5 protein-coding genes are annotated in these 11,396 nt (G+C 40.8%); 3 read left to right on the forward strand and 2 right to left on the reverse strand.

What is annotated here, in order from left to right; all coding sequences use genetic code 11:
• Window positions 1–308 precede the first annotated feature (308 nt).
• Window positions 309–2,162, reverse strand: coding sequence for a biosynthetic-type acetolactate synthase large subunit (ilvB, locus tag LW728_RS20135; protein WP_287767890.1), 1,854 nt, complete (start codon window positions 2,160–2,162; stop codon window positions 309–311).
• A 371-nt stretch (window positions 2,163–2,533) separates the two neighbouring features.
• Here ilvB and bioD point away from each other — a divergent pair, with 371 nt between their 5' ends.
• Window positions 2,534–3,208: a dethiobiotin synthase gene (gene bioD / locus LW728_RS20140; protein ID WP_002763308.1), complete on the forward strand. Its 675-nt coding sequence runs from the start codon at window positions 2,534–2,536 to the stop codon at window positions 3,206–3,208.
• A gap of 249 nt (window positions 3,209–3,457) precedes the next feature.
• Here the strand turns inward: bioD and LW728_RS20145 are convergent, their stop codons facing one another.
• A complete protein-coding gene (locus tag LW728_RS20145) occupies window positions 3,458–7,201 on the reverse strand; it encodes a type IIG restriction enzyme/methyltransferase (RefSeq protein WP_287767893.1) in 3,744 nt (1,247 codons plus the stop codon).
• A 435-nt stretch (window positions 7,202–7,636) separates the two neighbouring features.
• Between LW728_RS20145 and LW728_RS20150 the strand changes: the two genes are divergently transcribed.
• Window positions 7,637–9,589, forward strand: a complete 1,953-nt coding sequence (locus LW728_RS20150; RefSeq protein ID WP_287767895.1) for an AMP-binding protein — start codon at window positions 7,637–7,639, stop codon at window positions 9,587–9,589.
• A 406-nt stretch (window positions 9,590–9,995) separates the two neighbouring features.
• Window positions 9,996–11,372, forward strand: coding sequence for a hypothetical protein (locus tag LW728_RS20155; RefSeq protein ID WP_287767897.1), 1,377 nt, complete (start codon window positions 9,996–9,998; stop codon window positions 11,370–11,372).
• The last annotated feature ends 24 nt before the right edge of the window (window positions 11,373–11,396 follow it).

Here is an 11,396-nt window from a genome sequence, read left to right on the forward strand (position 1 = left end):
GGTTTTTGTCTTCTTCTTCACTTAAATCAATTTTTAGAGGGGCTGGCAAGGTTTTATTCCTCCTCCATAAAGGGTTCTCTGCTATTTTATAAGTTTTTTCGCCTACCTACTTAATTTTCAGGGAAAAAGTCCCTAAATTTCCCCCCCCCGATCACCCCAAGGTCTGGCACTTTTTGATGGGGAAAAAGTCTAAAATTCCTATCCAACAAGGTTTTTAGATTTATTCAGCAAACCCTAAATAGTAGAGAAAAAGCGAAAAACCTCCGTTATCCTGAACGGAGGCTAGATAATTGATTAACAATGTTTGGCTACAATTTCGCCCCACATTCAGGACAGAATTTATTATTCACACTGTTAACCGCGCCACAACTGGGACAATTGAGCATTTCACAACTTCTGGTGACAATTTTCGGTAAACCAATCATACGCGCATTACTTTGACCGGGGGCGACCATGGGATAACAATTTTCGTCCTTAGTCACGATCGCATTGACCAAAACCGGACCATCATGGGCCAACATTTCGGCAATTTTTGCGGCTAATTCCTCTCGATGGCGAATAGTAATCCCTTTAATGCCGTAAGCTTGGGCTAACAGTTCCACATCCGGCATTCCTACTTCCATATTGGAATTAGAATAACGTTCCCCATAGAAAGCTTCTTGCCATTGACGTACCATACCCTGCCAACCATTATTAATAATAATCGTCTTGGCATGAATATTAAATTGGGTTAGGGTGCCTAATTCCTGTAGATTCATTTGGAAACTGGAATCACCACTAATACAGATGACCTCCTCATCGGCAATGGCCACCTTTACCCCCATAGCAGCTGGTAAACCGAAACCCATCGTCCCCAATCCCGCGCTAGAAATCCAACGTCGGGGTCCATTTTTGAGGAATTGGGCTGCCCACATCTGATGCTGGCCCACATCGGTGGTATAGTAGGCGTGGGGTGCTTGACGACCCACCTCAACGATCACTTCTTGGGGGGAAAGTCTGCCTTCCGGTCGGGGTACTTGCAGGGGATAATCTTGGCGCCAGCGATCAATCTGGGCTAACCAAGCTTGGGTGCGATCGGAATTAGTGGGATAATCAAATTCTCTGGCTTTTTGGAGTATTTGTTCTAAAACTACCCGCACATCCCCGACAATCGGCACGTCAGGGGCGCGATTTTTGCCCACTTCCGCCGGGTCGATATCCACATGGATTACCTTAGCTTTCGAGGCGAATTCGTCCAATTTCCCCGTTACTCGGTCATCAAAACGAGCGCCGACGGCAATTAATAAATCACACCCGGTCACGGCAAAATTAGCGTAGGCGGTGCCATGCATTCCTAACATTCCCACCGAGAGGGGATGATGTTCATCAAAAGCACCGATCCCCATTAACGTGGTGGTAACGGGTAACTGAAAACGCTCGGCAAACTCGGCAATTTGGGCGTGGGCATTCGCTGCGATCGCACCTCCACCAACGTAAAGTAAGGGTTTTTCGGCGGTTTCCAAGAGGTGCAAAGCGGCCTCGATTTGACGGCGATTACCCTTAACCGTGGGACGATAGCCGCTTAGTTTCACATCTCCCGGTTCGACGGGGATATAATCGCACTGTTCTAAACCGACATCTTTGGGAATATCGACTAAAACCGGCCCCGGTCGTCCTGTACTGGCGATGTGGAAGGCTTCAGCGACGATTCTCGCTACTTCCCGGGCATTTCTAGCCACATAGGAATGTTTAACAATCGGGAGAGTAATACCATAAATATCGGTTTCTTGGAAAGCATCGGAACCGATGGCCGCCCGACTCACCTGACCGGTGATAATCACCATCGGGATGGAGTCCATGTGTGCGTTAGCGATGCCTGTCACCAAATTGGTCGCCCCGGGGCCGGAAGTACCGAAACAGACCCCCACTTTGCCGGTGGCCCTAGCGTAGGCATCGGCGGCATGGGCGGCCGCTTGTTCGTGGCGCACTAAGATATGTTGTAATTCTCCCCGTTCTTCAAAGCGGTAGAGTTCGTCATAGATGGGCAGGATCGCACCACCCGGATAACCGAAGATGTGCTTAACACCATGACGTTTGAGACTGTCCATCAAGGCATAAGCACCAGAACAACGCTGGGGAACCGTTGTTAAAGAGTCATTGGGCTTGGGAAGTGATGAAACCACAGGGCAAACCGTCCAATTTCTAACTAGAGGGATAATTGCAATTCTGTTGCCTAGGATGCAACTTGAAAAATAGCAAAATTGATAACCTTATACTTTTAGTGTATTCCATCTCACCTTTTTGGCTGCAGTTTTTTTTCTTTTTGCATCTTACCCATGCAATATCTGGGGAAGTGGGGTAGTGGGAATTATGAATTATGAATTATGAAGTGGGAAGTGGGGAGACCACTTCGTGCGCGTTGCGGGGGGAAGTGAGGAGAGGGGGAATTATGAATTATGAATTATGAAGTGGGAAGTGGGGAGATGGGGAGATGGGGGGATAAGATGATAAATATTGGTGATTTCACCTGATCTTGACTGAGCCTGGGGGTTTTATGAATAGTCTTTTGATTGCGGCTACGGATACCGATGCGGGTAAAACCGTTGTCACCACTGCTTTAGTGGCTTATTGGCAAAAATACTATCCATCGAAGGCCCTGGGGCTGATGAAATTAATGCAAACGGGTCAAGGCGATCGAGAATGGTATGAGGGTTTATTTCAGGGTCAATTAGAAATGATCACACCGCTGCAATATCAAGCACCCTTAGCGCCTCCTGTGGCTGCTGATTTGGAGGGTCGAGATATTCCTTTGGGGACGGTGTGGCAAGCTCTGCTGAACCTACAAAAAAGCCAAGATTTGGTTTTAATTGAGGGTTTGGGGGGTTTAGGTTGTCCTGTCACCCACGAGCTAACTTTGGCGGATTTAGCGGCTCAATGGCGGTTAAAAACGCTTTTGGTGGTGCCGGTGAAATTGGGAGCGATTTCCCAAACGGTGGCTAATATTGCCCTAGCAGAGCAGAAAAAGGTCAATTTGGGCGGAATTATCCTTAATTGTCTCGAACCGCGCACGGAGACGGAGATAGAGCAGTTAACACCGATCGATTTAATTCAATCCTTGACTAATTGTCCAGTTTTAGGTGTTTTTCCCTTTATCGAAGATCGTCGGGATTTGGATAAATTGGCCTCGGTGGTAGCTAGTTGGCCAGAAATTAAGCTGTCAAGCATTTAAATTGCTTGTTGAGACGAGGCAAAAGGCACAAGGCAAAAGGCAAAGCTGATTCCCAGCATCTTTCAATTTGACAACACCCATTGTAGGGCTAATTCATGAATTAGCCCTACAGGACATCGGGGGGGTAAGGGTAGGGTTAATTCATAGTAGGGTTGATTCATTGTAGGGTTAATTCATTGTAGGGTTAATTCATAGTAGGGTTAATTCATGAATTAGCCCTACAGGACATCGGGGGGGTAAGGGAATAAATTAGGGGAAGTCCAGATATTCTTGTTCTGTTAGGGCAAATTCTGGATCGATGATTTTTACTTCATTATAGGTGAGTTGATAGAGTTTGTAAACTAAGTGATCGATCTGCTTTTCTAATTCGCTTGTGTCAGCGTTAGGATCGTCTTTTTTAGCTGTGAGAATTTTATTAACAATTTTTTCTAATGCTATTTGTATTTGTCTTTTAGGAACTACAATTGGAAGTTTAAATAATTGTACTGGCTTTACTTCTGGAAATATTCTCACATCTTCATTAACTAAATCACTATATAAAAAATTCATCAATTTAGAGTTGAGAACAGCCAATAAATATAAATATTGCACTTCTGATTTATTTGGCAACTGAACTATTATTCCACTTTTAAGGCAATACCATTGATCTTCGTCGTAAGCAGCAATGATTCTATTCGCAGTTTGTCGAATTAAAATTTTAGGCTCAGTAAATAATTTTTTGCGCCTAGGTCTTAACATTACATAGTAAGGGATAACACCACTTTTAGTTTCTACTCTATTGTCTAGTTTTTCTTTGTATAAGCTTAAATGTTTAATAATATTGGGATAATTTTTAACATCTAAGTCCGAAGAAAAATAAATTATGACTTTCTCTGATTTAGGCTGTAAACAATAAGAGTTTATTTCTCCTCCAATTATTAGTTTTTTAATTATATCTTTTTCTAATTTCTTACTTTCAGCTTCATCTGATTTAAGTATAAAAGCATCTGCAAGTCCGGGACTAATTCCAGTAGCTACATCTTCAGCAATATCTTTAAGAGTTAGATTACCTGAATAACATTTTTCAATTAATTGATGATGATTTTTAAAAACAAAGCTATAAGCTTGATTAGAAACAAGATTGGATTGATCAATGAGATTATTGATTTTATCTAGCTCAACTGGTAATTTATCTCTTTCCACATCTGATAGATCTGCATATAGAGTTGAGTTGTTTAATATTTTTTTAGAAAAACTAATGATGCAGGTAGGAGTTGTAACATCTTCAAATACTCCATCCCCAAGATTAATGTCTAAGATAAGACTGTAATTACTTAGTATTAATTCTCTACTTTTTTCAAATTCAATTTGATTTAAAAAACTAGAGGGAATTATTAGTGAACACAAAGATTGCTTACCTGTAAGTTCTTGATATCTGTAAGAAAAATAATTAAAAGACTCTGGAGTTCGGACATGAATTCGATCATAATATTTCTTTAAAAACTCTTTTTCTTGGGTTGAAAAATCTACGCCATAAGGAGGATTACCAATTACAACATCAAACCCAACAAAATCCCCGTCATCATTCAACACTTCAGGAAACTCAAACCGCCATTCCAAAGCATTCTTATACAGCTTACCGCTTTCAATATCTGCAATTTCAGCAGTTAGCTTATCAATCTCATTATTTAACTTAGTTACTTTTTTCTCCCGCGCTTTTTGCTCCGTCTTAGTCTCCTCAAACAATAAACCCTGATTTTCCAGATTATAAAGTTCCCCTTGTAATTGACGTAACTTCACCTTCTTAGGATCACTAATTAATAAATTAGCACTAAAACCAGCCTTAATCTTAGCAATCAGCGTTTCCATCTCCCGCTTTTGTCCCTTAGTTTCCGCATTGCGATAAGTCTGGACTGCATTGCGATATTGCTCAATACTAAACTTCTGCTTCTGTAAAACCTGTTTAACATCCACATCCAAAGCAAAGCGACTAATCAAAGAATTACCACACTTGATATTAATATCAATATTTGGCAAAGTTTCTAAATTGCCATCCTCGCGATAATAAGCATTCTTTAAAAGCTCAATCCATAACCGCAACTGACAAATAGTCACGGAATTAGGGTTAATATCCACCCCAAATAAACACCCTTCAATAATCGTCTGTTTCTCATGAAATAAGGCTTGCTGTACCCGTTGCTTTTCTTTATTATTCGGATGATAAGCAAATAAAGTCCCCTCATCATCGTAAACCAATAACTTATCGTTTCGCACCTCTACCCGATAATCTTTTAGCGACTTACCCGAACTATCTAATAAAACCCGTAACTCACTCTTAATCGCGATTATCTCATTCAAAGCTGAAACCAAAAAATGTCCTGAACCCACGGCCGGATCGCAAATCTTCAGGCTATTAATAATAGTATTCGCTTCTCTTTTATCCTCAATTCGTTCATATAAATTATCCAAACTTTGACAATTCCAGCCTTTTACTTCATTAAACTTCTGCACAATCGCTCTTCGTATCGTTTCCCGACACATATACATGGTAATAAAACTCGGCGTATAAAAAGAACCGTCCTTATAACCATTAATCTTTTCAAAAATTAACCCTAATACCGAAGCATTAATTAACTTTTCGCTATCTTCTTGAGGATTTTCTAACTCATCTCGATCGAATTTATAAGCATCCAAAAACTCAAACAAATAAGCCAACGCATTTAACTCACCTACTCGCTTATTACCCTGATTATCTTTTAGCACCGTACCTGCAAAAATGGGTAAAGTTCGCTCCCGCAAATTGCCAATAAAAATCGTTTGCTGTTCCGTCTCCGTTGGTTCAAATAACGAACTATTCAAATAAGGTACATGAGCAAAAGTCGTTTTAACCTTAGCCTCGCGCTTATTTGTCTCCCTGGCTAACACATCAAAAAACAAACTATCGAGATCACTATAACTGGGAACTTTCGCCAAATTGAGAAAGGCAAAATCTCGATCGCCTTGATGATATTTAATTAATTGCGCTTCCAGTAGTTTGAGAAACAAAACCCGATTAATCCAATTAATTGATAACCGCAACGCCACATTAAAAAGCCGTTCCTCATCCGTAGTTCCAAACTCTTCAGGATTTTTTAATTGTGCAATTTTATCTAAACTATCCAACCGACTAATTGCATTTTCAATCAGGGAACCATCACAGCGATCGCCTTCTTTCATTCGTCCAATTAATTTCTTCCCTTTTTCCTTAATTTCCGTCAAACCAATAATATACAAAAGCTCATTATAAAAAGGCTTATTTAAAGTATTACTGTCATTAACAAAAGGTAACTTAAGTAAATGTTCTGGCGAAAGAATCTTGTAAATATCAAGCAAATCTAAATTTTCCAGTTCTCGCAGATCAAAATGAGTAAACTTAATTTGCTCAATAACTTTAGCGATCGCTGGTTCGGCAATTTGTTGATAGAAAAAATCCGTTTTCGTACTACTCAGTCTCCCTGCTTCAAAATCGCCAAACTGGTTAACTAGAGCCTTATTAGCAAAAAACAACTCCTCAAAAATCTTCCCATCAAAAATAAACCACTCATAAACATTTGTTACGATTAAGTGTTTAATCTCAAGATTTTTATCTGTCACCCTTTCGCGGAGAAAATATAAAACTAACTGCTGAAAAGCCTTGGTATTGAGATTATCCAGTCTCGGCATTTCTGCATTTATTGTCCGAGTAGGTTTCTTCGTCTCAAAAATCACCCCCACAGGACTTTTAACATCCTGGTTATTATGAATCACCAGATCGATGCGCTCTTTTGTATTGATAAAATAGCGATCGGTATAATAGGTATTTTTTAAAAAATCTATTAGCAAATTTTTATTAAACTCTTCGGACTTTTTGCTGTCACATTGCTCCAACAAGCGCGTCAAATTAGCTTTAAAAACCTGAATTGTTTCAGTATCAGGCTTGATTTTTAAGTACACCCGATTCAAGGCTTGCTTGAGTTCTCGCTTATTGACGATCATAAAAGTTTACCTCTAGGAAACTACCGATTAATTTTATTATATATAGCATTGCCAAATGATAGGTTAAAATAAGACCTCTTGTAAAAATCAAAAATTGTTGTTAGGGTCAGTAGGCAGTAGCCGGTCGTCAGGAGAATTAGGAATGAATAATAATCAATTAAATAGTCTATTTACAAATTTTATGGGATTTAATCCTTATTTTTGCCGTTTTTGACCCCTCAAAAATTAATTAGGGCTGGCTGAATAAATCTAAAAACCTTGTTGGATAAGGCTTTTAGACTTTTTTCCCCTCAAAAAGTGCCGACCATTGGAGGGAGCGGGGGTAAAATTCAGGGACTTTTTCCCTATACTGGTTCACAGGGGTTTCGAGATTAGTGCTATTTCTCATAAAAACCTACTCCCGCCTACTTTTCCAGCTTTTTGTCCTGTACTTAGATGACTATTCACTATGGTGATCTGCAAGAACCCTTGAATAAATTCTCAACCCTAGTTGAATTACTCCGTTATCGGGCAAGCAGTCAACCGGAACGCCTCGCCTATATTTTTCTGCGAGACGGAGAAATCGAAGAAGCTCGTTTAACCTATGGGGAACTGGATCAAAAGGCTAGGGCGATCGCGGCTCATCTACAATCCTTAGAAGCCAAGGGCGAAAGGGGTTTACTGCTCTATCCCCCAGGACTAGATTTTATTTCAGCTTTTTTTGGTTGCTTGTATGCGGGAGTCGTCGCCATTCCCGCCTATCCACCCCGACGGAATCAAAACCTTTTGCGTTTACAGGCGATTATTGCCGATTCTCAAGCCCGATTTACCTTCACCAATGCCGCTTTATTTCCCAGTTTAAAAAACCAATGGGCTAAAGACTCTGAATTAGGCGCAATGGAATGGATTGTTACCGATGAAATTGACCATCACCTCAGGGAGGATTGGCTAGAACCAACCCTCGAAAAAAACAGTCTCGCTTTTCTACAATACACCTCTGGTTCAACGGGAACTCCAAAGGGAGTAATGGTCAGTCACCATAATTTGTTGATTAATTCAGCCGATTTAGATCGTGGTTGGGGCCATGATCAAGATAGCGTAATGGTCACTTGGCTACCGACCTTCCATGATATGGGTCTGATTTATGGGGTTATTCAGCCTTTGTACAAAGGATTTCTTTGTTACATGATGTCCCCTGCCAGCTTTATGGAACGACCACTACGTTGGTTACAAGCTCTTTCCGATAAACAAGCGACCCATAGTGCGGCCCCCAACTTTGCCTACGATCTCTGTGTACGGAAAATTCCCCCTGAAAAACGGGCTACGTTAGACTTAAGCCATTGGTGCATGGCCTTAAATGGGGCCGAACCCGTCAGAGCGGAGGTACTAAAAAAGTTTGCGGAGGCTTTTCAAGTTTCTGGTTTCAAAGCCACGGCCCTTTGTCCTGGCTACGGTTTGGCAGAAGCCACCCTGAAAGTTACGGCGGTTAGTTATGACAGTCCCCCTTACTTTTATCCCGTTCAGGCTAATGCTTTAGAAAAAAATAAGATTGTGGGATCCACTGAAACGGATACCAATGTGCAGACCCTCGTGGGTTGCGGCTGGACAACGATTGATACTCAAATCGTCATTGTCAATCCTGAAACCCTGAAACCTTGCTCCCCTGAAATTGTCGGCGAAATTTGGGTATCAGGTTCAACAATCGCCCAAGGCTATTGGGGAAAACCTCAAGAGACTCAGGAAACCTTTCAAGCTTATTTGGCAGATACAGGAGCCGGGCCTTTTCTGCGAACAGGAGACTTGGGCTTTATCAAAGACGGTGAATTATTTGTCACAGGTCGGCTCAAGGAAATTATTCTGATTCGAGGACGCAATAATTATCCCCAGGATATTGAATTAACCGTCCAAAATAGTCATCCTGCTCTGCGTCCCAGTTGTGGGGCTGCTTTTACCGTTGAAAACAAGGGCGAAGAAAAGCTCGTAGTCGTTCAGGAAGTGGAGCGCACCTGGCTCCGTAAAGTAGATATAGATGAGGTAAAAAGAGCTATTCGTAAAGCCGTTGTCCAGGAATATGATTTACAGGTTTATGCGATCGCGCTGATCAGGACTGGCAGTTTACCAAAAACCTCTAGCGGTAAAATTCAGCGTCGTGGCTGTCGGGCCAAATTTTTAGAGGGAAGCCTGGAAATTTTGGACAACTGGTTAGTAGCTTACATGACAGAGATGATGGAAGTGGACGAAGATGAGATTGATCTGAGCGTTCCCTTTGATGAATATGGACTGGATTCTTCTATGGCAGTTGCTTTGATCGCTGATCTAGAGGATTGGTTAGGACGAGATTTAGATCGCACCCTGATCTACGATTATCCGACACTAGAAAAGTTGGCGAAACAGGTTAGTCAGTCCTAACATTTTGGGTTGATGGGGTGGCAAGCTGCTTGAAAATGAGACAGGTTGTGGGGTAAGGTGTAGGGAAAAAGCTTGAGACTTTTCCCGAAAGTTGGCTAAAAAATAACACTTTTAGAAAACTTGCGTTTTTTGGATCATCCTAGCAAAGATGGATGATTATAATGAGTTCTGGTAAAGTGAATTGTTCGCCAATCCAAAAACGAAGTGTCCCACTGGGGAGTATTCCCTAAAGGAATCCCATCAAGGTAATCTGACTTCTGACTTGTACCATCAAGAAAGGAAAACCTAGATGAATCCCCCAACAGCTTAACCCAGAACAACTCATTAAAGTTTATCGACTTGAGCAAACTAACAGCTTTAATTGGCCAAAACAAAAATCATTACTACTATTGAGAAATCTAAAATCATGTCGGACAGTAACCCTATTGACAATCAGCAATCCCCTAGAACTCTCAAACTGAATAATACTAATTATCGTCACAATCTCGAATCTGACTATACCGAAAAAATTGAAACCCTTGCAAAAAGTTTTGATTATGCCAGTAATAGTGAGCATCTATGGGGAGACCCCGAACTGTCGATTTTGTATGGAACTCCCCTCTATGAACAAGCTTCCGCTTCTCAAAAGTTAGCTCTCAATCATTTATATTGGGGCGCACAGTATGATTACATTGCTGCTAGTGAAGCCAGTACGATTAACTACAATCAGGTGACGGCGGGTGTCTTTGCTAAGGTCGGTGGCTACGATTCTCTTTGTTTGACCTTGGATCATGAAAGTGATCAAGAAAAGTACCATATCCATGCCTTTCAAACTATTGGTAGTAAAACAAAATTTGCTCTGTTAGGCAAACAGGCTTTTAAGCTGAAACCCAACAAAGATACTACCAGTAAAGCGGATAAAAGTAAGAAAATAACCTCAAGAGTGGGAGAACAAATTTTAAATCTTACTTCGGTTTCCTCCTACTCAGAATTGCAATATAAAGGTTTACGTTCTTTAAGTAAAGCTCTGCTCAACAACTCATCAAAGTATTATTCTTCTCATTTGCTAGATTTAGAGAAAAAAGGTGTATTTCTAAATGCTTCTAACAAAGGCTACTTTGGGGTGGCAAATCCTCAGTTTTTGCTGCAATTTTTTGCCTTTCATTGGGGCAGTTCTCCCTTTTTAGCCTGTCAGCACTATACCTATCGTTTAACGGGTAATATGGGCTTAAAAAACTATGAATATCAATATTCTCGCTATTTGAGAGAACTAGAAAGAAAAGGGGAGTTTATTCCTGTTCCCACAGCAGTTTCCCATTATCATCTTTTAGATGAAGCTTTTCATACCACGACTTCCCAATTGATTGGCCGTGATTTATACAAAGAGTTTTCTAAGCCAACAGCCTATGAACAGTTTATCGGCAATTTAGTTTTTTATCGGATGCAACAAGGCTTTTTAGGAAGTTTATCCTTGGAGATGGTGTCTATTTTCCGACAGGATGCTGCTTTTTTATCCTATTATGATAAGATTTTGCGTTCTCCTTTGTTTGGAATGTCAGCACAGGAGTCTCTATATTGGCTAGAGAAATGTTTATGTCAAGAGCATCAGGGCTTCGATGTACAAGTTAAGTATCATCAAAAAATGCTGAAGAATATGTTACGTTTGACCGATAGTTTGGATTATCTATGGCCAGTTAACCGTGAAATGCGGCTCATGAAAGCTGGGGGGTCAATTGAACGGGCGATCACCAATAACATTAAAGCTTTTCTTCAATTTAAAGAAACTGTAACCGTATTAAATTAGAAAAACCGCAGTGAGGAATTTGAG

This window comes from Microcystis sp. 49638_E5 (assembly GCF_021300285.1).
GTDB lineage: Bacteria > Cyanobacteriota > Cyanobacteriia > Cyanobacteriales > Microcystaceae > Microcystis > Microcystis aeruginosa_C.

What these genes read in the sequence shown, in the direction of transcription:
- bioD (WP_002763308.1), top strand. Translation starts at nt 2,534, where the DNA reads ATGAATAGTCTTTTGATTGCGGCTACGGATACCGATGCGGGTAAAACC.
- LW728_RS20145 (WP_287767893.1), bottom strand. Translation starts at nt 7,201, where the DNA reads ATGATCGTCAATAAGCGAGAACTCAAGCAAGCCTTGAATCGGGTGTAC.
- LW728_RS20150 (WP_287767895.1), top strand. Translation starts at nt 7,637, where the DNA reads ATGACTATTCACTATGGTGATCTGCAAGAACCCTTGAATAAATTCTCA.
- LW728_RS20155 (WP_287767897.1), top strand. Translation starts at nt 9,996, where the DNA reads ATGTCGGACAGTAACCCTATTGACAATCAGCAATCCCCTAGAACTCTC.